Consider the following 21,447-nt stretch of genomic DNA (forward strand, 5'->3'; position numbering starts at 1 on the left):
CGATCATGCGCCGATTGCTAGCCGCGTTGACCGTCCTGTCGCTGTTCGCCGCGCCGGCCCAGGGGGCCCTGCGCATCGAGATCACCGAGGGCGTGGCCGGCGCGCTGCCGATCGCGATCTCGCCCATCCGCGGCGAGGGCGAGGCCGCCCTGCCGGTGGACCTGGCCGCGATCGTGGAATCCGACCTGCAGGGCACGGGCCTGTTCGAGGTCTTCCCGCGCGAGGACATGATCGCCACGCCCGCGCGCCGCGAGCAGGTGAACTACACCAACTGGCGCATGGTGGAGGTGGACAACCTGGTGGTCGGTTCCGCGGCCCCGAACGGGCGCGGCGGCTACCGCATCAGCTTCAACATCCTGGATGTCTACCGCGAGCGGGTACTCACCGGTTACCAGATCACCGCGGACAGCGACAATCTGCGCAGCGCCGCGCATTCCATCGCCAACCTGATCTACGAGCATTTCATCGGCGAGAAGGGCTATTTCCTGTCGCGCATCGCCTACGTCACGGCCCAGAAGGAGGGCGGGAACCTGCGCTACCGCATGGTCGTCTCGGACTACGACGGCAAGAACCCGCAGACGGTGGCCTCCTCGCGCGACCCGCTGATGTCGCCGGCCTGGTCCCCGGACGGCGAGAAGCTGGCCTACGTGGCCTTCGACGTCGCCCGCGGCCGCACCAGCCTGCGCGTGCACGACCTGACTACGGGGCAGGTGCGCGAGATCTCCTCGCGTCCCGGCATTAACGGCGCACCGGCGTGGTCCCCGGACGGCGGCAAACTGGCGATGACCCTGTCGCACACCGGCGATCCCGAAATCTACGTCCATGACCTGGACACCGGTCGCACCGACCGCCTGACCCGCAACGGCGCCATCGATACCGAGCCCGCCTGGTCCCCGGACGGCAAGCACATCGCGTTCACGTCTGACCGCGGCGGCAAGCCGCAGATCTATCGCATGGATCGCGACGGCGGCGGGGTGGAACGGCTGACCTTCAGCGGCGAGAGCAACCAACGCCCCGCCTATTCGCCGAACGGCCGCCACATGGCGATGGTGCAGGGCGGTCCCAACGGCTTCCGTATTGCGGTTTTGGACCTCAAGACCAATAATGTGCGGGTCGTCAGCAAGGGTCCGCTGGACGAAAGTCCGAGCTTCGCACCCAATGGGCAGACCATCATCTATGCGCGGCAGGGCGGGGACGCCGAACTCGCCACCGTTTCCATCGACGGCAAGGTCCGCACCCGGCTGCGGCAGCAGGGCGAGGTCCGCGAACCCGCCTGGTCGCCGGCCGGGTACTGAATGAGGGGGGACCGACGGGCCCGGCGTCGCCAGACGCGATGCCGGAAAGCGCCGGCATGCCCGCCGGCTTGTAACAACCCGAAGGAGTTGAACAATGTCGACCTATAATCCCTGCAACCGCCCACGCCGCACGACGGGTCTCGTCGCCGCGCTGCTGGTGCTCACCCTGAGTGCCTGCGCCGGCGGTCAGCAGGCCACGCGGCCCTCGGACTCGGGCGGCGATTACGCCGGCGGCACGTCCGGCGGCGAGCGGGACGGCGAGCCGCGCTTCACCGCCGAGCAGCTCAACCAGCGGGGCCTGCTGGGCATCAAGAAGGAAGACCGGGCCAAGTTCCTGGATCCCGCCAACCCGCTGTCCACCCGGACCATCTACTTCGAGTTCGACAGCAGCCGCATCCAGGGCAAGTTCAACGAGGCCCTCAAGGCCCACGCCAACTACCTGTCCGAGCATCCGGAAGTGACGCTGCGGTTGGAGGGGCACACCGACGAGCGCGGCACGCGCGAATACAACGTCGCCCTGGGCGAGCGCCGCGCCGAGTCGGTGGAGAAGATCCTGGTGCTCAACGGCGCCGATTCCGGTCAGCTCACGACCCTGTCGTTCGGCGAGGAGCGCCCGGCCGAGCTGGGCTCGACCGAGTCCGCCTACGCCAAGAATCGGCGGGTCGAGCTGATCTACGTGGAAAACTGAGCCGCAGGGAACCGCCATGCGACTGTTAGCGACAACCGCGGTGCTGGTGGCGGCGGCCTTCCCGGCCGCCCTGCCGGCACAGCAGGACCGCACCGCGCTGGAGATGCGCCTGCGCTCGATCGAGGCGCGCCTGCCCGACGTCGATCGGCTCGAGAGCCTCGAGCGTAAGGTCGCGGCCCTGTCCTCGGGCGAGGCCGTGCAGGTCGCCCAGTCCGGCGGCGGGGGAACGGGCACGGTGTCCCTGTACCAGGACATCCAGGCGTTGCAGCAGGAGGTCCGCGAGCTGCGCGGCCAGATCGAGGAACTGCAATACCGGGCGCGCCAGCGCGAGCAGCGTCAGCGCGATCTGTACCAGGACCTGGACTCGCGGCTGCAGGCGTTGGAGAAAAACGCCGGGATCGGCCCCGGCACGAGCGCCGGAGACGGCTCGCAGGACGCCGCCGGCGATGACCGGGGCGGCGCCGGCGGCGGTGATCCCGCGGCGGCCGAGAAGGCCTATCTCGCGGCCTTCGAGAAGCTCAAGCAGGGTGACCAGCAAGCCGCGATCGCCGACTTTCAGGCCTTCGTCAAGGCGCATCCGGACAGCGATTACACGGACAACGCCTGGTATTGGCTGGGCGAGGCGCACTACGTCGGTCGCGCCTACGACAAGGCCCTGACGGCGTTCCGGCGCGTCATCCAGGACTTCCCGGACAGCAACAAGGTCCCGGACGCGGGCTACAAGATCGGGGTCATCCAGGACGAGCAGGGACAATACGCGGCCGCGCGCAAGACCCTGCAGGGCGTGGTCGACGAGCATCCGGACTCGGATGCGGCCGGCCTCGCCCGCAAGCGCCTGGAGGCCCTGAAGGAGAGCGGCGGGCAATGACCGCCGACGCGCGCGTCGCCCCGGCCGCGCGGCGCCGCCGGACGGGCGGCGCCGACAGCCTGCGGATCACCGAAATCTTCTACTCGCTGCAGGGCGAGGCCCGGGACGCGGGTTATCCCACGGTGTTCGTGCGGCTTACCGGTTGCCCGCTGCGTTGCCGCTATTGCGACACCGCCTATGCCTTCACCGGCGGCGAGCGGCTGACGCTGGATGACATCCTGTCCCGCGTGGCGGCACACGGCGTACCGCACGTCTGCGTCACCGGCGGCGAACCCCTGGCGCAGCCGGGGTGCGCGGACCTCGTGCGCCGCCTGTGCGACGCCGGGCATATCGTTTCGGTGGAAACCAGCGGCGCGCTGGATATCCGTCCGATCGACCGTCGCGCCAGCCGCGTCGTCGATCTCAAGACGCCGGGTTCCGGCGAGGTCGACCGCAATCGCTGGGACAATCTGGCGGCGCTGACCGACAACGACCAGATCAAGTTCGTGATCTGCGACCGCGCGGACTTCGACTGGGCCTGCGCCCGTGTGCGCGAGCACGACCTGACGGCCCGTTGTCCCGTGTGGTTTTCGCCCAGCCACGAGACCCTGCCGCCGGCCACGCTCGCCGAATGGCTGATGGCCGAGGCGCTGCCGGTGCGGCTCCAGCTCCAGCTCCACAAGCTGCTCTGGGGCGACGAGCCGGGCCGCTGAGATGGGCGGCGAGCGTCGCGCGGTCGTGCTCCTCTCCGGGGGGCTGGATTCCGCCACCTGCCTGGCCGAGGCGGTGGCGCAGGGGTACCGTTGCCACGCCCTGAACGTCGCCTACGGCCAGCGTCACGACGCCGAGCTGGCCGCCGCCGAGGCGTTGGCCTCGCGTCTGGGCGCCGTGGCCTTCAAGCGGGTCGGCATCGAGTTGGGTCATATCGGCGGTTCGGCCCTGACCGACGCCGCCATCGACGTCCCCGATGCCGGCGGCGAGGGCATCCCCGTGACCTACGTGCCGGCCCGCAATACCACTTTCCTGTCGGTGGCCCTGGGCTGGGCCGAGGTGCTGGCGGCGCGCGATATCTTCATCGGCGTCAACGCCGTGGACTACTCCGGCTACCCGGATTGCCGGCCGGCCTTCATCGAGGCCTTCGAGCGCCTGGCCCGCCTGGCGACCAAGGCGGGCGTGGAAGAGGGCGCCGAGTTCCGGGTGCACACCCCGCTGATCGATCTGAGCAAGGCCGAGATCATCCGCCGGGGCGTCGACCTGGGCGTGGACTACGCGGCCACCGTGTCCTGCTATCGCGCGGATCCGGAAGGGCGGGCCTGCGGTACCTGCGACGCCTGCCGCCTGCGCCGCGAGGGCTTCGCCGGGGCCGGCATCCCCGATCCCACCCGTTACGCGCGCCGATAACACCGCGCGGCGCTGTAATCGGCGCCGTGATCCGGTATCATTCCGCGCCTGGCGGGGCCGTTAGCTCAGCTGGTAGAGCAGTGGACTTTTAATCCATTGGTCGTAGGTTCGAATCCTACACGGCCCACCAAGCCATCCCCTTTTCCCGCCGCGCCCGGCGCCGCCGCAGGCGCGGCCCGAAGCCGGAGACCGCCGCGCATGGCCATATGGCACCAACGGCCCACCGTCGACGGCCTGAACGCGCTCCTGGAACGCGACATGGTCAGTCACCTGGGCATGGAATACACCGAGATCGGGGACGACTACCTGCGCGCGCGCCTGCCCGTGGATCAGCGGACCCGGCAGCCGTACGGGCTCCTTCACGGCGGTGTCTCCTGCGTGGTGGCGGAATCCATGGGCAGCGTGGGCTCGGCGTTGTGCGTGGATCCCGAAACCCATTACTGCGTGGGCGTGGACATCAACGCCAGCCACCTGCGTTCCGCCAGCCAGGGATACGTGTACGCGGAGGCGCGGCCGCTGCGCGTGGGGCGCCGCAACCAGGTCTGGGACATCCGCATCAGCGACGAGAACGAACGCCTGGTCTGCGTCGCCCGTCTGACCACCGCGGTCATCGAGCGCTAGGCGCGCCTCCTCAGTCCGGCCGCTCGCCGTCCTCCGGCGGGTTGTCGCCGGGCGGCGGATCGACCACGGGCCGGTCGCCGTTGTCGTCGTCCTCCGCGTGCGCCGCGGGTGCGTCGTCGTCCCGCTGCCGGATCGTGCCGGCCTCGCGCTCGATCTGATCGCTGCTCTTCTCGATGCCGATGCGATAGGCGGCGAATCCCGGGATCACCACCTGATTCAGGGCCATGCCCAGGATGCGGCCGCCCGCCGGAGCCGTCAGCGTCGCCCGCTTGTTGGTGATCGGGTCGGTGACGGTGCCCAGCGCGTCGCCCTCGGTGACGCGCTCGCCCAGTGCCACCTTGCTGAACAGGATGCCGCCGGTGTCCGCCCGTACCCAGACGGATTCGTAGTACACCGGTTGCGGCTCGCCCCAGAGGCTGATCCGGGTGACCATGCCCAGCTTGTTGAGCAGGGTGCGTATGCCCTTGACCCCGTGCTCCACTTCCTCGGGCTGGAAGCGCATCGGCTCGCCGGCCTCCAGGGTCACCGCCGGGATGCCGGCCTCGGTGGCGGCGCGGCGCAGGGTGCCGCGCGACCCGCGGCTCTGCAGCACCGCCGTGGCGCCGAAGCCGCGGGTCAGCTCCAGCACGGCGGGGTCGTCCAGGTCGGCGCGCAATTGCGGCAGGTTGGTACGGTGGAAGGAACCGGTGTGCAGGTCCACCAGGTAATCGCAGTGCCGGACCACGTCGTTGAAGAAGGCGTGGGCGATGCGCGAGGCCGAGCTGCCGTCCGGATTGCCGGGGAAATACCGGTTGAGGTCGCGGCGGTCGGGCAGATAGCGGGAGCTGCGGCGGAAACCGAACAGGTTCACGATGGGCACGCCCACGACCGTGCCGACGAGCTTGCCGGGCGCCAGGCCGTAGAGCACGCGCCGCACCATCTCGATGCCGTTGAGCTCGTCGCCGTGCACCGCGGCGGTCAGGCACAGCACCGGGCCCGGCTCGGCGCCGTGGGCGACGAGCACCGGCGTCGGCACCGCGATGCCCGCGAAGGATTCGCTCGCGACCCAGGACAGGCGCCGCGTCTCGCCGGGCGGCACCTCGGCGTCGAGCAGCCGGAAGGGGGCCGGGCCGGCATCCGGCACCTCGGCGTCGGGTCCGGGCGTCGCCGGCGCCGCCACGGCCGGCGGCTCTGCCACGGGCGCGGGCGCTTCCTCCTCGCCTTCGTCGGCGTGGGCGGGGCCCAATGCCATGCCGCAGACGATCAGCAGCAGGCCCGCGGATCGGATTCCGGGCGGCCAGCGGTCTGCATTGCGGGTATGGGGCATACGGGGGATCACGAGGGATTGGTGCGCCGGGGGAGACTCGAACTCCCAAGGGCCGCAAGGCCCACTAGGCCCTCAACCTAGCGCGTCTACCAGTTCCGCCACCGGCGCAGCGGCCGCAATTCTACCAGAGCCCGCGGGAAAAGTGGCTTGGTGCCGCCGGAGGGACTTGAACCCCCATGCCCTGTCGGGCACCAGGACCTAAACCTGGCGTGTCTACCAATTCCACCACGGCGGCTCGCAGCGGGCGCCATTGTAACCCAAACGCCCGCCGCGACCGCCGTGACCATCCTAGAACGAAGAGAAGTCGGGCTTGCGCTTCTCGGAGAACGCGGTGATGGCCTCGCGCGCCTCGGGGCCGTTGAGGAGCGTGTTGAGCTCTTCGCCCTCGGCGTCGATGATCTCGGTGGTGCGGTCGCCGTCCCAGCGCTTGAGCAGGGACTTGGCGGTACGCAGGGTCTGGGGCGGTCCCGCCGCCAGGGTGCGGGCGCGTTCCATGGCGCGGCGCTCGACGTCCGCGTCCACCAGCACTTCGTTGGCGATACCCAGCTCCACCGCGCGGTCGGCGCCGAACGGCTCGCCGAACAGGATCAGCTCGGCGGCGCGCTGGTGGCCCATCAGGCGCGGCAGGATGAAGCTGGAGGCGAACTCGGGGCAGATGCCCAGGTTCACGAACGGGAACTGGATACGCGCGCTGTCGCCGGCGTAGACCAGGTCGCAATGCAACAGCAGGGTGGCGCCGACGCCGATCGCCGGGCCGGTGACCGCCGCCAGCACCGGCTTCGGGCACTCGGCGAGCGCCAGCATGAAGCGGCGCACGGGGTTGTCCTCGCCGCTCAGGGGCGGCGCGCTGAGGAAACTGGCGATGTCGTTGCCGCTAGTGAAACAGCCGTCGGTGCCGGCCAGCAGCACGACGCGGGCCTCGTCGTCCCCGGCCGCCGCCAGCAGGGCGTCGGCGAGGGCGTCGTACATTTCCTGCGTCAGTGCGTTCTTGCGTTCGGGGCGGGAGATGCGGATCACCCGGACACGGTCCCGGGTTTCGGTGCTGATGTTCTCGCTCATGTCTTTTATCTAATGCCTTGTATTGGAATGGGAATATGGGTCATGCGGCGCGCCGGCCGGCATCCTCGCCGGCCTCGCCGGGCGCCACCAGGCGGTAGTGGGCCGGTTCGGGTGTGCGCATGAGGCGGGCGTATTCGAGCTGCGAGCCGACCCAGTTGTTGATGTTCATCCCGGCGGCGTTCTTGTACCAGCTCTGGCAGTCGGCCTCGAAGGTGGAGCGGCGGCTGCGTTCGCCCAGCCAGTCGTTATAGGCGCGCTCGGCGGACTCGCGCACCTCCACGTGGCTGAGACCGCGCCGCTCCAGCAGTCGCCACATGCGCACGATGTAGCGCTGCTGGCGCTCCAACATGTAGACGATGGAGCCGGAACCCAGGTTGGTGTTGGGACCGTATAGCGTGAACAGGTTCGGGAAGCCGGACACCGCCACGCCGCGATAGGCCTGGGCGCCGTCGCGCCAGGCCTCGTGCAACAGCCGTCCGCCGCGTCCGCGGATGGTCATGGGCGCCAGGAATTCGGTGGCGGCGAAGCCGGTACCGTAGATGATCGCGTCCACCGGCCACTCGCGGCCGTCCGCGGTGACGATGCCCTCGGGCGTGATCTCGCGGACGCCGTCGGTGACCAGGTCCACGTCCGGGCGGGTCAGCGCCGGCAGCCATTCGGTCGTCAGCAGGATGCGCTTGCAGCCGATGGGAAAGTCCGGGGTCAGCTTGGCGCGCAGCGCCGGGTCGCGCACCTGGATCCGGATCTGGGCGCGCGACATCCAGGTCACCAGGCGTTCGGCCCACTTGTGGCCGCGGTAGCAGAAGCCCAGGGCCTCGGTTAGCAGGAAAATGCGCAGGCGGTCGAGATCCTTGAGCAGCCCGAAGCGGTTCATGAGCTTGTGCTCCAGGCGCGTGAAGGGTTTCTCGAACTTGGGCGCCACCCAGCCGGGCGAACGCTGGAATACGTGCACCCGCTCGGCGGCGTCGGCGATCCGGGGCACGAACTGCACGGCGCTGGCGCCGGTGCCGATCACCGCGATGCGCTTGCCGGTCAGGTCGACGTCGTGGTCCCACTCGGCGGAGTGGAAGGCGTGCCCCCGGAAACGCTCGCGGCCGGGGATCGCCGGGATGCTCGGCCGGTGGAGCTGGCCGACCGCGCTCACCAGGAAACGGGCCTCGTGCCGACGGCCGTTGGCGAAACGCAGTACCCAGATCCCGCGCGCCTCGTCGAAATCGGCGCCGATCACCTCGTGGTGGAACCGGATGTGCTCATAGAGATCGTCGGCGCGGGCGCAGCCCTTGAGATAGTCCAGGATCTCCGGCTGGCGGGCGTAGCGGTAGGTCCAGGGATGCCGGCGCGCGAACGAGAAGGAATAGAAGTGCGAAGGCACGTCGCAGCCGGCGCCGGGATAGGTGTTCTCGCGCCACACGCCGCCGACCTCGCCGCGCTTCTCGAAGATCGCGAACGAGCGGATCCCGGCCTCGCGCAGGTAGTGGCCCATGCCGATACCGCCGAAGCCCGCGCCGATCACGGCGATATCGGTCCGGCTGGTCACGCCCATGCTTGTCGTCATCCGTGCCTCCCCGCACCCCGCGGCCGCACTGGCGTTGCGGCCGGATTGACTGTACGTTTAATTTTTGCGCGTGGTTGCCTGCGCGGCATTGCCGCGCTGCGGCAATAAATTACCACGACAGCACGATAAGCGACGACAAAAGAGAGGAGAGCGGTGCGATGCGGGATCGGTATGCAAGCGTGCGCGCGTTGATCGCGGGTGCGGCGGTCGCCGTGCTGGCGGCCTGTTCGCAGTCAGGGTCGGATGCGGATGCGGACAAGACGGCGGCGGACGCCGCGCCGGTCGCCGCGGTCGACGGCGAACGGCTGCGGACGGCCGACCGCGAGCCGGGCGCCTGGATGAGCCACGGCCGGACCTATGCCGAGCAGCGGTATTCGCCGCTGGATCGTATCGACACCGATAACGTCCATCGCCTGGGCCTGGCCTGGAGCTACCGGCTGGACGTGGACCGGGGCGTCGAGGCCACCCCCATCGTGGTGGACGGCGTGATGTACACCACCGGCCCCTACAGCATGGTCTACGCCCTGGACCCGGTCTCGGGCGAGCTGCTCTGGAAATACGATCCGCAGGTGCCGCGCGAGACCGGCGGCAAGGCCTGCTGCGGCGTGGTCAACCGCGGCGTCGCGGTCTGGAAGGGACGGGTCTACGTCGGCGCCTTCGACGGCCGCCTGATCGCCCTGGACGCCGCCGACGGCAGCGTCCTGTGGGAGACCGACACCATCGTCGACCGCTCCCGCAACTACACCATCACCGGCGCGCCGCGCGTGGTGAAGGGACACGTGATCATCGGCAACGGCGGCGCCGAGCTGGGCGTGCGCGGCTATGTCAGTGCCTACGACGCCGAGACCGGCGAGCTGGACTGGCGCTTCTACACCGTGCCCGGCGACCCCGACGAGCCGGTGGAGAACGAGATCCTGAAGAAGGCCCGCGACACCTGGTTCGGGGAGTACTGGAAGCAGGGCGGTGGCGGTACCGTCTGGGATTCCATCGCCTACGACCCCGAGCTGGACCTGCTCTACATCGGCGTCGGCAACGGTTCGCCCTGGAATATCGACGACCGCAGCGAGGGCAAGGGCGACAACCTGTTCCTGTCCTCCATCGTGGCCCTGGACCCGGATACCGGCGACTACGTCTGGCACTACCAGACCACCCCCGGCGACACCTGGGACTACACCGCCACCCAGCACATGATCCTGGCGGAACTGGAGATCGAGGGCGAGACCCGCAAGGTGCTGATGCAGGCGCCCAAGAACGGCTTCTTCTACGTGATCGACCGCGAGACCGGGGAGCTGCTCTCGGCCGAGAACTACGTGCCCGTGAACTGGGCCGAGGGCATCGACCCCGAGACCGGCCGGCCGATCTTCAGCGAGGCCGGCGACTTCTCCGAGGAGGCCAAGACGGTCACGCCGAGCCCGTTCGGCGGCCACAACTGGCAGCCGATGTCCTTCAACCCGGATACCGGCCTGGTCTACATCCCGGCGCAGTATTCCAGCTTCGTGTACGAGGCCTCGGCGGTGGAGCCGTTCCTGGCGCTGAATGTCTGGAACGTGGGCGTCGAGCCGATCTCGCTGCCGGAGGACCCGGCGGCGATCGACGCCATGGCGGAATCCTTCCATGGCGCCTTGCTGGCCTGGGACCCCGTCAAGCAGAAGGCGGCCTGGAAGGTCGAGCATCCGCACCTGTGGAACGGTGGCACCCTCACCACGGCCGGGAACCTGGTGTTCCAGGGCAACGCCGAGGGCGAGGTCCGCGCCTACGCCGCCGACACGGGCGAGTTGCTATGGTCCTCGCCGGCCAATACCGGCGTGATCGCGGCGCCCATGACCTACGAGATCGACGGCGAGCAGTACGTGACCTTCATGGCCGGCTGGGGCGGCGCCTACACCCTGATGACCGGTACCCTGGCGTCGCGGATCAAGGTCCAGCCCGAGTCGCGCGTGCTCACCTACAAGCTGGACGGCGAGGGCGAGCTGCCGCCGCCGCGCAACAAACCGACGCCGGTGCCCGAACCGCCGGCGCGCGACACCGACATCGACGCCGAGCAGCTCGCCCAGGGCAAGTACCTCTACAACGGCCTGTGCTCGACCTGCCACGGCATCAACGCCGTGAGCGGCGGTGTGGTGCCGGACCTGCGCTACCTGGACGCCGCGACCCACGAGCAGTTCGCGGACATCGTCAAGGGCGCCCGGACCGTGCGCGGCATGCCGTCCTTCGGCCACGTCCTGGACGATACGCAGATCGATCTGATCCACGAATACGTGATCAAGCGCAGCCACGACCTGGCGGCGCGGGTGCGTGATTCGGAGGGTCAGTAAGGCTCGGTGCCCTGGGCAATGCTTGATCCGCAGATTACACAGATGCCACGGATTTCTTGTTGGCTTGCTCTTTAATCCGTGTACATCTGTGTGATCTGTGGATCGCTTAGATACTGATTATCCCCGATCCCGGTAGCGCGCCTTCACGCGGCGACCCTTGGCCTCCAGCAGGGGACGGGCCAGGCGCCCGAGGGCCGGGAACAGGTAGACGAGGTTGGTCAGGATGCCGGAGAGTGCCGGCATGGCGCGCTCGCGGCGGCCGTCCGCGGCGCAGGCCAGCACCTGTCGCGCGACTTCCTCGGCGGTGCTCATGGGCTGCGAGAACACGAGGTCCGGCACCTGGTCGAGGTGGTCCATGATGAAGCCGGTGTCGATGGGGCCGGGCGAGACCGCCGAGACCGTGACCCCGGTGCCGGCCAGTTCCTCGCCCAGGGCGCGGCTGAAGGCGCGCAGGCCGAACTTGCTGGCGGAATAGCTGGCCTCGTGGTCGACCGGCACGCGGCCCGCCAGCGAGGCCACGTTGACGATCGCGCCGCCCTGGCGCATCAGGTGGGGCAGGGCCAGCCGGCTCAGGCGCAGCGGCGCCTTCAGATTGATATCCAGGATCCGCTCGATGTGTTCGACGTCGAGGTCCGCGACCGCGCCCCGATGGTTGCAGCCGGCGTTGTTGACCAGGACGTCGATGCGCCCGGTCGCGTCCAGCGCCGTATCGATCAGGGCCGCGCACGCCGCCGGGTCGGCGACATCCGTGGGCACCGCGATCGCCCGGTCGCCGAGTTCCCCGGCCAGGGCCCGCAACGGCTCGGCGCTGCGGGCGGCGAGCACCACGCGCGCCCCCTCGGCCGCGAACAACCGCGCCGTGGCCGCGCCGACACCCGCCGAGGCGCCGGTGACGATGACCGTCTTGTCCCGAAAATCACGCATGGTCGATCTTTGCTTTTGAATCTATCCGCTTGAAGCGATCCGCAGATGAACGCCGATGAACGCCGATTGGCATGTTCGGCGATTCAAACGCCTCGGCGCTTCGCGGAAATCCGGACGATGTTTCCAGTGGACAAGGGCTTGAGACAATCCACCGATTACACAGATTTCACGGATTTTTTACTCGATTTTCAATCTGCGTATATCTGCGTCAATCTGCGGATAAATCAAATGCCGCACGGCATTTCAGTTGCCGCGGGCCAGGGCCTCGGCGACGAAGTCGAGGCGGTCCTGGCCGAAGAACATCTCGTCGCCGACGAACATCGTCGGCAGACCGAACACGCCGCGGGCCACGGCGTCGTCGGTCTCCTCGCGCAGCCGAGCCTTGACGTCGTCGCGTCCGGCCAGGGCCAGGGCGGCTTCCGGGTCCGGATGGACGGTGGCCAGGACCTCACGGGCCACGGCCTCGTCGCCGAGATCGCGGCCGTCCACCCACATCGCTTCGTACAGCGCGTCCACGGCGGGCAGGAAGCGCTCCGGCTCGTGCATCCGCAGCCCGGTGAGCGTGCGCATCAGGCGCAGGGTGTCGACCGGGAAATGCGGGTTCGGGGTGAGGGCCACGCCATAGCGGTCCGCGAAGCGCGCCAGGTCGGTGAACAGGTAACGGCCCTTGGCCGGCACGGTCAGCGGCGAGGCGTTGCCGGTGGCCTTGAAGATGCCACCCAGCAGCACCGGGCGCCAGACGATCTCGGCATGTGCCTCCGCGGCCACGGCGGGCATCTGGGTGTAGGCCAGGTAGGCCGACGGGCTGCCCAGGTCGAACAGGAACTCCACGCTCTGGCTCATGTCTACGGTCACTCTCGGTCGGGGCCGGCACCAGGGTAAAACGTTTCGCGCCGATTCGCCCGCGGGCGGCTATCGTCTTTGCCGCGAGGCGGCCGGTTCCGCATACTTCGGCCTCCGAAAGCGCCGGCCGCCGGCACCGTGGCAGGGACGTCGAACAAGAACCTATGCGCCATCGCATCCCACAGCCGAATCGAGACCGCCGCCGGCCCCGGGCCGCGCTCGCGCTCGCCGCGGCCGTGCTGACGGTATCCTGCGCCACGCAATGGGCACCGCGCGCCCGGCAGTCATTGCCGGACGGCGGCCTGTTCGCCGGCGGCGGCGACGATCCGCCCGCCGTGTGCGCGGACCTGGGCGGCGATGACCTGCAGGGTCTGATCCGTACCGCCTTCGCCGAGAGTCCCGGCCTGGCACAGAGTTGGGCCCGCCTGCGCCAGGCACGCGCGGCGTCGCGCGCGCAGGCCGGGACGCTGCTGCCCAGCCTGTCCCTGTCCGCGGAACGTACCGAGACCGAAACCGACGCCGGCGCCGCCTCGGCCACGGCGGGCGCATCCCCGGGCACCACGGGCGCATCGGGCGGCAGTTCGGCCTGGCAGGCGGGCGCCGCCGCCAGCTACGAACTGGATTTCTGGGGCCGCCTGCATAGCCGGCGCGCGGCGGCGCGGCTGTCGGCCGAGGCCGCCGAGGCGGATCTGCGCACGGCGGCCCTGACGCTCGCGGCCGATACCGCCACCGCCTGGGCCGAATGGGTCACGGCGGTCCGTCGGGTCGCCACGCTCGCCGACCAGAAGGCGGACGCCGAGAGACTGGCGCGGCTGCAGGCGCTGCGTTTCGGGCAGGGGCAGAGCGACGCGCTGGCGCTGACCCAGGCGCGGCAGGAGTTGTCCGCGGTGTCGGCGCGGCTGGCCGAGGCCCGTGGCAATGCCGACAATGCACGTGTGCGCCTGGCGATGCTGCTCGGTGCCGCTCCGACCGCGGTCGATGTGTCGGCACCGGTACGTCTGCCCGCGCCGGCGGGCGATCCGGCGCCCGGCGTGCCCAGCGAGCTGCTGTCGGCGCGGCCCGACCTGCGCGCCGCCTGGCTGCGGCTGCGGGCGGCCGACGCCGAGGCCGCCGCGGCGGCGGCCGAGCGCTGGCCGCGCCTGACCCTGTCCGCCAACCTGTTCTACCAGGCGGCCGAGTTCGAGGACCTGTTCGACGAGTCGGTGCGCCAGATCGCCGCCGCCCTCGACTGGACCGTGTTCAGCGGCGGCCGTCTCGCGGCCGAGCAGGACCGGGCCGAGGCGCGTGCGCTGGAGCGGCTGTACGCGCTGGAGGAAGCGTGGCTCCGGGCCCTCGGCGAGGTGCAGCGTGCCCTCGACGGCGAGGCCGCCGCGCGCGCCCGGCAGACCGAGCTGGCGGCACAACTGGACCGGGCCCGGGAACGTCTGGCCCTGGCGCACCGCCGCTATGCCCAGGGTCAGTCGGCCTATCTCGAGGTGCTGTCCGCCCAGCAGGCCGTGAACAGCGCCGAGCTGGAGCTGCTCGCCGCCCGCAACGGGGTGTTCGTGCAGCGCGTGAACCTGTGCCGCGGCCTGGCGGCCGGGGTGTCCGGGCCGCTGCCCGAGCCCGTCCTGATGCGGGCGCCGGAGGAAGGGGAAGAAGCGTCATGAAGCGCCCAGCCGTCAAGTGGTTTCTGCCACTGCTGGTGATTGCCGCGGCCCTGGCCGTGGTGGTCGTGATGATGGCCACCCGCGAGCCGCCCTCGCGCGCCGACGCCGGCGAAACCCCGGCACGCCTGGTGCGCACACAGGCCGTCGAGCGTACCGCGGAGCGTATCGAGGTCCGGGCCACCGGCACCGTGATGCCGGCCCGCGCGGTGGACCTGCAGCCGCAGGTGAGCGGCCGCGTGATCGCGGTCCATGACGACCTGCAGCCGGGCGCCGTGATCCCGGCGGGCGAGACCCTGGTCACGATCGAGCCCACCGATTTCGAGGCCGCGGTGGCGGAGGCCGAGGGCCAGCTGGCCCGGGCCCGTGCGGACCTGGCCCTGGAGAAGGGACGCAGCGAGGTCGCGGCGGCGGAGTTCGAGACCTACGCCCGGGAACTGGACGTGCCGGTGGACGAATCACTGGCACGCCGCCGCCCGCAGCTCGAATCGGCGGAGGCCGCCGTGCGCCAGGCGGCGGCCCGGTTGCGCCGGGCACGCGCGGACCTGGCGCGCACCACCATCGAGGCGCCCTTCGATGTCCTGATCCAATCCGAGTCGGTGGATGTCGGCGCCCAGGTGGGGCCGCAGACCCAGCTCGCGCGGCTGGTGGCGGTGGATCGCTATTGGGTGCGCGCGACCCTGCCCATGGGCCACCTGCCGTTCCTGGCAGTGCCCGGCTATAACGCCGAGAAAGGATCGACGGCGATCGTCGAGCAGGATACGGGCAGTCACAGTCTGCGGCGCGAGGGCCGGGTGCTGCGGCTCTACGGCGGCGTCACCGACCAGGGCCGTCTGGCGCAGGTCCTGGTCGAGGTGCCCGACCCCACGGGTCGGCAGGGCGATTCCCTGCCGCTGTTGCTGGGCACCTTCGTCGACGTCCGCCTGCGCAGCCCGCGCGAGCGCGAGGTCATCAAGCTGCCGCGGGCCTACCTGCACGAGCGCGACACGGTCTGGGTCTTCGCCGACGGCAGGCTGGATATCCGCGAGGTCGAGGTCGTCTGGCGCGCGCCCGGGCACGTGCTGATCGACGGCGGTCTGGCGCCGGGCGAACGGGTGGTGACGAGTCCCATCAATCACCCGGTCCAGGGCCTGCGCCTGAAACGCGCGGACGGCGACGATGCCTGAACACCGCGGCGGTCCCATCGCCTGGATGGCGGAGAATCACGTCGCCGCCAACCTCCTGATGCTGGTCTTCCTGGTGGGCGGCCTGGCGTTCGCGTTCAACGTCAAGCAGGAGGTTTTCCCGCGCATCGAGCTCGACACCATCGTGATCGAGGTGCCGTTCCCGGGCGCGACGCCCACCGAGGTGGAGGAGGGCGTGGTGCTCGCCATCGAGGAGTCGGTGCGCGACATCGAGGAGATCAAGGAACTGCGCTCCACGGCGGTCGAGGGCCGCGGCGTGGTGGTGGCGGAACTGTTCGCCAATTCCGACACCATCGCGGCCCTCAACGACATCAAGAGCGCCGTCGATCGCATCACCTCGTTCCCGGCCGAGGCCGAGGAGCCGATCATCTCCCCGGCCACCACCCGGCAAGAGGTCATCACCCTGATCCTGCACGGCGACCACGATACCGCCACGCTGAAGGGGTTGGCCGAGCAGGCCCGCGACGAACTGCTGGACCGGCGCGAGATCAGCCTGGTGGAGCTGGGCGCGATCCCGCCGCCGGAGATCAGCATCGAGCTTCGGCGCAACGACCTGCGGCGCTACGGGTTGACGTTGCCCGAGGTCGCCCGGCTGGTCGACCAGAGCTCGATCCAGCTCGGCGCGGGCGCCATCGAGACCCGCGGCGGCGAGATACTGATCCGGGTCGATGAACGCCGGGAGACCGCCGAGCAGTTCCGCGAACTCGAGCTGCTGGCCAATCCCGACGGCGGCATCGTGCGTCTCGGCGATATCGCCGAGGTGGAGGACACCTTCCGCGACATCGACCGCCAGGCCTATTTCGACGGCCGGCGGGCGGCCCAGGTCCGGGTCTACCGGGTGGGCGACCAGTCGCCCCTGGAGATCGCATCGATCGTCAAGGACTACGTCGAAGAGAAGCGGCGGGAGTGGCCGGACTCGGTGGGCGTGACCTTCTGGCGGGACCGTTCCGAGCTGTACGCGGATCGCGTCGGCCTGCTGGTGGACAACGGCCAGCTCGGCGTGATCCTGGTGCTGCTCGTGCTGGGTCTGTTCCTGCGGCCGGCGCTGGCGTTCTGGGTGACCCTGGGCCTGCCGGTGTCGTTCCTGGGCGCGTTCCTGTTCATGCCCGTGTTCGACGTCTCCGTGAACATGATCTCGCTGTTCGCCTTCCTGCTGGTACTGGGCATCGTCGTGGACGATGCCATCGTCGTCGGCGAGGCCACCTTCCATCACCGCCAGCGGGGCATGAAACCGCTGGAGGCCGCGGTGCACGGCGCGCGCGAGGTGGGGATGCCGGTGGTATTCGCGGTGCTGACCACGGTGGTGGCCTTCGCGCCCATGCTGTTCGTGCCCGGGACCATGGGCAAGTTCTTCATCACGATCCCGCTGATCGTGATCCCGATCCTGTTGATCTCGTTGGTCGAGAGTCTGTTCATCCTGCCCGCGCACTTGTCCAGCGTGCGCGAGGTGCGGCCCTGGCGCGGGCCGCTGGGCGCGCTGCAACGGTTCCAGGAGGGCCTGTCCGAGCGCATGGAGCGGTTCATCCACCGCCGTTACCGGCCGTTCCTCGCACGCGCGCTGCGCGCCCGCTACCTGACCCTGGCCACGGGTCTCGCGGCCCTGATCGTGGTGCTGGGTCTGATCGGCTCGGGGCGCATGCCGGTCCGCTTCCTGCCGGACATCGAGAACGATACCGTCACCGCGACCGTGGTCCTGCCGGTGGGCGCGGCCATGAGCCAGACCGAATCGGCGATCCAGTCCCTGATCGAGGCGGCCCGCCGCACCGGATCGGCACTGAGCGGGGAGCGCGCGGTCGTCGAGGGCATTTATGCCGAGGTGGGCGGCCGCCCGCCCGAGGGCGGGCCCACCGGCGGATCGAGTTCCCAGGGCGCGGGCCACCAGGGGTTCGTCGAGGTCCAGCTCATCGGCGCCGGCCTGCGCGACTTCAGCGCGCGCGATTTCGTGCGCCGTTGGCGCGAGGAGGTGGGCGAGATCCCGGGGCTGGACCGGATCAGCTTCGTGTTCGGGATCGGGCCGTCATCCGCCGCCGACATCGGCATCGAGCTGGCCCATCGCGATCGCGATACCCTGGAGGAAGTCGCCGAGCGGCTGGCCGGCGAAATCGCCCAGTATGCCGGTACCTACAACGTCGACGACGGCGTCCAGCGCGGCAAGCCCCAGTACGAGGTCACGCTCAAGCCCGCGGGCCGGGCCCTGGGCCTGGATGCCGAGGACGTCGCCGGGCAGTTGCGCGGCGCCTTCTTCGGCGCCGAGGCCGAGCGCCAGCAGCGCGGCCGTGACGAGCTGCGCATCTATGTCCGCCTGCCCGAGGCCGAGCGCAACCGGCTGGAGAGTCTGGAGAACCTGATCCTGCGCACGCCGGCGGGCGGCGAGGTGCCGCTGGACCAGGCCGCCGAGCTGCGGTTCTCGCGTTCGTTCACCACCATCGAACGCGAGGGCGGGCGTCGCGTGATCGATGTCACCGCGGCCACGGACCCGGCCGTGACCTCCGGCACTCAGATCACCGAGGACCTGCGCCGCACGGTCCTGCCCGGGCTGATGCGCGATTACCCGGGCCTGTCCTGGGAGCTGTCCGGCGGCCAGGAAGAGCGCGCCGACTCCATGGCCGCGCTGGGGCGGGGCATGCTGCTGGCGCTGTGCGTGATGTACGCCCTGATGGCGGTGGCCTTCCGCTCCTACGTGCAGCCGCTGCTGGTCATGATCGCGATCCCGTTCGGCCTGATCGGGGCCGTGATCGGGCACGCCATGCTGGGATTGAGCCTGTCGCTGGTCAGCATCTTCGGTCTGGTGGCGCTGTCCGGCGTGGTGGTCAACGATTCGCTGGTGCTGGTGACCGCCGTCAACGACGCCCGCGCCCGCGGCCACGGCCGCGCGTGGGCCACGATGATCGGCGGGGTGCGGCGTTTCCGCGCCGTGCTGCTGACGTCCTTGACGACCTTCTTCGGCCTGCTGCCGATGATCTTCGAGACCTCGGTGCAGGCGCGCTTCCTGATCCCGATGGCGGTGTCGCTCGGCTTCGGCGTGCTGTTCGTGACGGTGATCGCCCTGGTGCTGGTACCCGCGGCCTATCTGATCCTGGAGGACATCAAGGCTTGGGGCCGGCGCCGCCTGGGCCGCGAGGCCGGTATCCCGCTAGGGAGCTTCTGAAAAGCAGCCTCCTCTGGCAACGCTTCACTTATCCCGGTCACAGGCTTTGGTTGGCGGGACATGAAACCATAGAGGCGCACGGAGGCGCGCAGAGGTTCTTGCTGGGCGCTTCCCGGAAGATAGAATCCGCAGATTACGCCGATGGACGCAGATTCAAGAGCAGCCCTGACCAATCTGCGTTAATCGGCGTTCATCCGCGGATAAACAAATGCCTTGGTTCGGCACGGCACCGACCGCGAAGCGCCTCGGCGACTGAACTGCCGAGCTGGACATGGGCGTTGACGGGCGGTTCCAGGAAGAAGCGATCCGCAGATGACGCTGATGGACGCAGATTCAAGAGCAGCCCTGACCAATCTGCGTTAATCGGCGTCCATCCGCGGATAAACAAATGCCTTGACTCGGCACGGCACCGACCGCGAAGCGCCCCGGCGACCGAATTGCCGGGTTGGCAACGGCCCTTGGTGGGTTATCCGCCGAAACCCGTGATCGTGTCCGGGACAGGCTTTCGTGCCGGATCCCGTCTCCAGATAACCCCTGGCTTGGCGAACGTTTCCCCGGGTTCCGGATAGCCCCCGGATCGAGTCCGGGGCAGGCTTCTTTGCGGCTTCCGGGACAACAGTCAGTTTCCTCTGTGTCCCTCTGTGCGCCTCTATGGTTAATGTTCTGGCTGGCCGGATGCCAAGGCGCTTTCCGCCGTCGTGCTCTTCGGCAGGGGGATGGCGGGAACGCGTCGCTTATCCCGGCCTGCGGTATGCCTTTGCGCGCTAGGGCACTAAGGCACCAGCACCGAGCTGCCGACGCTGCGGCGCGCGGCCAGATCGCGGTGGGCGTCGGCGGCGTCCTTCAGGGCGTAGCGCTGGTTCACGCCGGGCTCGATCACGCCCGCCCGCACCAGGTCGAACACCGCTGCCGCGGCGGTTTCCAGTTCGGTACGATCCTCGATGTAGTGGAACAGCGTCGGCCGGGTGAGGAACAGGGAGCCCTTGGCCGCCAGTTCATTGGGCTCGAACGCGGGCGGGGCGCCGGAAGCGTTGCCGAAGCAGACCAGCATGCCGCGACGCCGCAGGCAATCCAGCGAGCCCCGGAAGGTGTCGTGTCCGACCGAGTCGTAGACCACGTCCACGCCGCGGCCGCCGGTGATGCCCGCGACCGCTTCCGGCACGTCCCGCTCACGGTAGTCGATCACGTGGTCGCAACCCAGGGATCGCGCCCGTTCGCATTTGGTCTCGCCGCCCGCGGTGCCGATCACCGTGGCCCCGAGGTGCTTGGCCCAGGGCACCAGAAGACTGCCTACGCCACCGGCGGCGGCGTGCACCAGCAGGGTATGCCCCGCGGCCACCGGAAACGTCCGGCACAGCAGATACCAGGCCGTCATGCCCTTGAGCATCAGGGCGGCGGCGGCCTCGTCGGGTATGTCGTCGGGCAGCCGCACCAGCCGGTCGGCGGGGTAGAGCCGTTCTTCCGCATACGCACCGGGCGGGCCGCCGGCATAGGCGACCCGGTCGCCGGTACGCAGGTCGGTCACGTCCTCGCCGACCGCCACGATCTCGCCGGCGGCCTCCAGTCCCAGCCCGCTGGGCAGATCCAGCGGGTACAGGCCGGAGCGGTGATAGATGTCGATGAAGTTCACGCCGACGGCGGTATGCCGCAGCCGAACCTCGCCGGGACCGGGGGCGGGGACCGCCACGTCGGTGGCCCGGATCGCCTCGGGGCCGCCGTGCTCTTCTATCCGTAGTGCCAAAGGCATGGGCGCAGTGCGGGTTCCGATGGGTTTGCGACAGTGTAGGACAAGCGCGCGGGTGCTGCCCGCGACGGCCCGTCCCACCTTGAAATCGGCGGGTGTCGGCGTTATCATAAAACTACATGATATATGGATATATTAAATAGTTATATCCAAGCGAGGTGCCGCATGCTTTTTCGTCAGCTCTTCGACCACGAATCCAGCACCTACACGTATCTGATCGCGTCCGGACGCGGTCGCGAGGCGCTGATCATCGACCCGGTGAAGGGACAACTGCCCGTCTACCTGGACCTGATCAACCAGCTCGGCATCCGACTGGTGCGCGCCATCGACACGCACACGCACGCCGACCATGTCACCGCGCTCGGCGATCTGCGCGACGAGACCGGCTGTGTCACGGTGATGGGCGAATACACGCGCGCGGAATGCGTTTCCAGTCATGTCTCCGAGGGCGAGATCATCGACGTGGACGGTATCCGCCTGAAGTCGCTGTATACGCCGGGTCACACCAACGAGTCCTTCAGCTTCCTCCTGGACGGACGCGGCGAGACCCCGGACTCGGTGTTCACCGGCGACGTGCTGCTGATCCGCGGCTCCGGCCGCACGGATTTCCAGGGCGGCGATCCCTACAAGTCCTACGATTCCATCGTGAACAAGCTGTTCACGCTGGATGACGAGACGCTGGTCTACCCGGCCCACGACTACAAGGGCTTCACGGTCTCGACGATCTGGGAGGAGCGCCGCTACAACCCGCGGCTCGCCGGCAAGAGCGCCGAGGAGTACGCGGAGATCATGCGCAACCTGGACCTGCCGGACCCCAAGCTGATGGACGTCGCGGTGCCGGCGAACCTTGCCTGCGGTCAGCCCGCTTGAG

At 69.4% G+C, this 21,447-nt stretch carries 17 protein-coding genes and 3 tRNA genes; 12 read left to right on the forward strand and 8 right to left on the reverse strand.

Going from position 1 to position 21,447, the window contains the following annotated elements; translation table 11 throughout:
* The first annotated feature begins 5 nt into the window (after nucleotides 1-5).
* The 7 genes from tolB to PC39_RS10175 all read left to right on the forward strand — a co-directional run bounded on the left by tolB (nucleotide 6) and on the right by PC39_RS10175 (nucleotide 4,852).
* Nucleotides 6-1,295 carry a Tol-Pal system beta propeller repeat protein TolB gene (tolB, locus tag PC39_RS10145; protein WP_353253272.1) on the forward strand — a complete coding sequence of 430 codons (1,290 nt, stop codon included), beginning with the start codon at nucleotides 6-8 and terminating at the stop codon, nucleotides 1,293-1,295.
* A 94-nt stretch (nucleotides 1,296-1,389) separates the two neighbouring features.
* Nucleotides 1,390-1,983 (forward strand): peptidoglycan-associated lipoprotein Pal, encoded by a 594-nt coding sequence (gene pal / locus PC39_RS10150; protein ID WP_353253273.1) that lies wholly within the window; start codon nucleotides 1,390-1,392, stop codon nucleotides 1,981-1,983.
* A gap of 16 nt (nucleotides 1,984-1,999) precedes the next feature.
* A complete protein-coding gene (gene ybgF / locus PC39_RS10155; protein WP_353253274.1) occupies nucleotides 2,000-2,851 on the forward strand; it encodes a tol-pal system protein YbgF in 852 nt (283 codons plus the stop codon).
* A complete protein-coding gene (gene queE / locus PC39_RS10160; protein WP_353253275.1) occupies nucleotides 2,848-3,543 on the forward strand; it encodes a 7-carboxy-7-deazaguanine synthase QueE in 696 nt (231 codons plus the stop codon). The genes ybgF and queE overlap by 4 nt, the downstream gene beginning before the upstream one ends.
* Before the next feature lies 1 nt (nucleotide 3,544).
* Complete coding sequence (queC, locus tag PC39_RS10165) at nucleotides 3,545-4,231, forward strand: 7-cyano-7-deazaguanine synthase QueC (protein ID WP_353253276.1); 687 nt, start codon at nucleotides 3,545-3,547, stop codon at nucleotides 4,229-4,231.
* Nucleotides 4,232-4,285: 54 nt separating this feature from the next.
* Nucleotides 4,286-4,361 (forward strand) — tRNA-Lys (locus PC39_RS10170).
* Nucleotides 4,362-4,429: 68 nt separating this feature from the next.
* Entirely contained in the window at nucleotides 4,430-4,852 is a 423-nt protein-coding gene (locus tag PC39_RS10175) for a hotdog fold thioesterase (protein ID WP_353253277.1), read from the forward strand.
* 10 nt (nucleotides 4,853-4,862) lie between these two features.
* Here PC39_RS10175 and PC39_RS10180 read toward each other — a convergent pair whose 3' ends face one another.
* The 5 genes from PC39_RS10180 to PC39_RS10200 all read right to left on the reverse strand — a co-directional run bounded on the left by PC39_RS10180 (nucleotide 4,863) and on the right by PC39_RS10200 (nucleotide 8,772).
* On the reverse strand, nucleotides 4,863-6,158 hold the full coding sequence (locus tag PC39_RS10180) for a succinylglutamate desuccinylase/aspartoacylase family protein (RefSeq protein WP_353253278.1): 1,296 nt from the start codon (nucleotides 6,156-6,158) through the stop codon (nucleotides 4,863-4,865).
* 19 nt (nucleotides 6,159-6,177) lie between these two features.
* Nucleotides 6,178-6,266 (reverse strand) — tRNA-Leu (locus tag PC39_RS10185).
* A 40-nt stretch (nucleotides 6,267-6,306) separates the two neighbouring features.
* Nucleotides 6,307-6,393, reverse strand: a tRNA-Leu gene (locus tag PC39_RS10190).
* A gap of 53 nt (nucleotides 6,394-6,446) precedes the next feature.
* Nucleotides 6,447-7,217 (reverse strand): enoyl-CoA hydratase, encoded by a 771-nt coding sequence (locus PC39_RS10195; protein ID WP_353253279.1) that lies wholly within the window; start codon nucleotides 7,215-7,217, stop codon nucleotides 6,447-6,449.
* Nucleotides 7,218-7,257: 40 nt separating this feature from the next.
* Nucleotides 7,258-8,772: a flavin-containing monooxygenase gene (locus PC39_RS10200; protein WP_353253280.1), complete on the reverse strand. Its 1,515-nt coding sequence runs from the start codon at nucleotides 8,770-8,772 to the stop codon at nucleotides 7,258-7,260.
* Nucleotides 8,773-8,930: 158 nt separating this feature from the next.
* On the opposite strand from PC39_RS10200, the gene PC39_RS10205 reads away from it, so the two are divergent.
* The gene (locus PC39_RS10205) at nucleotides 8,931-11,087 is read left to right on the forward strand and encodes a PQQ-dependent dehydrogenase, methanol/ethanol family (RefSeq protein ID WP_353253281.1); all 2,157 of its coding nucleotides are present in this window, start codon (nucleotides 8,931-8,933) and stop codon (nucleotides 11,085-11,087) included.
* A 117-nt stretch (nucleotides 11,088-11,204) separates the two neighbouring features.
* Here PC39_RS10205 and PC39_RS10210 read toward each other — a convergent pair whose 3' ends face one another.
* Both PC39_RS10210 and PC39_RS10215 read right to left on the reverse strand, forming a co-directional pair.
* The gene (locus PC39_RS10210) at nucleotides 11,205-12,011 is read right to left on the reverse strand and encodes an SDR family NAD(P)-dependent oxidoreductase (RefSeq protein ID WP_353253282.1); all 807 of its coding nucleotides are present in this window, start codon (nucleotides 12,009-12,011) and stop codon (nucleotides 11,205-11,207) included.
* A 243-nt stretch (nucleotides 12,012-12,254) separates the two neighbouring features.
* The gene (locus PC39_RS10215; protein ID WP_353253283.1) at nucleotides 12,255-12,854 is read right to left on the reverse strand and encodes a 2-hydroxychromene-2-carboxylate isomerase; all 600 of its coding nucleotides are present in this window, start codon (nucleotides 12,852-12,854) and stop codon (nucleotides 12,255-12,257) included.
* Nucleotides 12,855-13,018: 164 nt separating this feature from the next.
* Between PC39_RS10215 and PC39_RS10220 the strand changes: the two genes are divergently transcribed.
* The 3 genes from PC39_RS10220 to PC39_RS10230 are packed head-to-tail and all read left to right on the forward strand — an operon-like array spanning nucleotide 13,019 to nucleotide 18,832.
* Nucleotides 13,019-14,503, forward strand: a complete 1,485-nt coding sequence (locus PC39_RS10220; protein ID WP_353253284.1) for a TolC family protein — start codon at nucleotides 13,019-13,021, stop codon at nucleotides 14,501-14,503.
* Entirely contained in the window at nucleotides 14,500-15,666 is a 1,167-nt protein-coding gene (locus PC39_RS10225; RefSeq protein WP_353253285.1) for an efflux RND transporter periplasmic adaptor subunit, read from the forward strand. The genes PC39_RS10220 and PC39_RS10225 overlap by 4 nt, the downstream gene beginning before the upstream one ends.
* Nucleotides 15,659-18,832 (forward strand): efflux RND transporter permease subunit, encoded by a 3,174-nt coding sequence (locus PC39_RS10230; protein WP_353253286.1) that lies wholly within the window; start codon nucleotides 15,659-15,661, stop codon nucleotides 18,830-18,832. Before PC39_RS10225 ends, PC39_RS10230 begins: the two co-directional genes overlap by 8 nt.
* 772 nt (nucleotides 18,833-19,604) lie before the next feature.
* Here PC39_RS10230 and PC39_RS10235 read toward each other — a convergent pair.
* The gene (locus PC39_RS10235; protein WP_353253287.1) at nucleotides 19,605-20,579 is read right to left on the reverse strand and encodes a quinone oxidoreductase family protein; all 975 of its coding nucleotides are present in this window, start codon (nucleotides 20,577-20,579) and stop codon (nucleotides 19,605-19,607) included.
* Nucleotides 20,580-20,741: 162 nt separating this feature from the next.
* Here PC39_RS10235 and PC39_RS10240 point away from each other — a divergent pair, with 162 nt between their 5' ends.
* Nucleotides 20,742-21,446, forward strand: coding sequence for an MBL fold metallo-hydrolase (locus PC39_RS10240; RefSeq protein ID WP_353253288.1), 705 nt, complete (start codon nucleotides 20,742-20,744; stop codon nucleotides 21,444-21,446).
* Nucleotide 21,447 lies beyond the last annotated feature (1 nt).

The sequence above is a fragment of the Salinisphaera sp. PC39 genome (genome assembly GCF_040361335.1).
Lineage (GTDB): Bacteria > Pseudomonadota > Gammaproteobacteria > Nevskiales > Salinisphaeraceae > APNM01.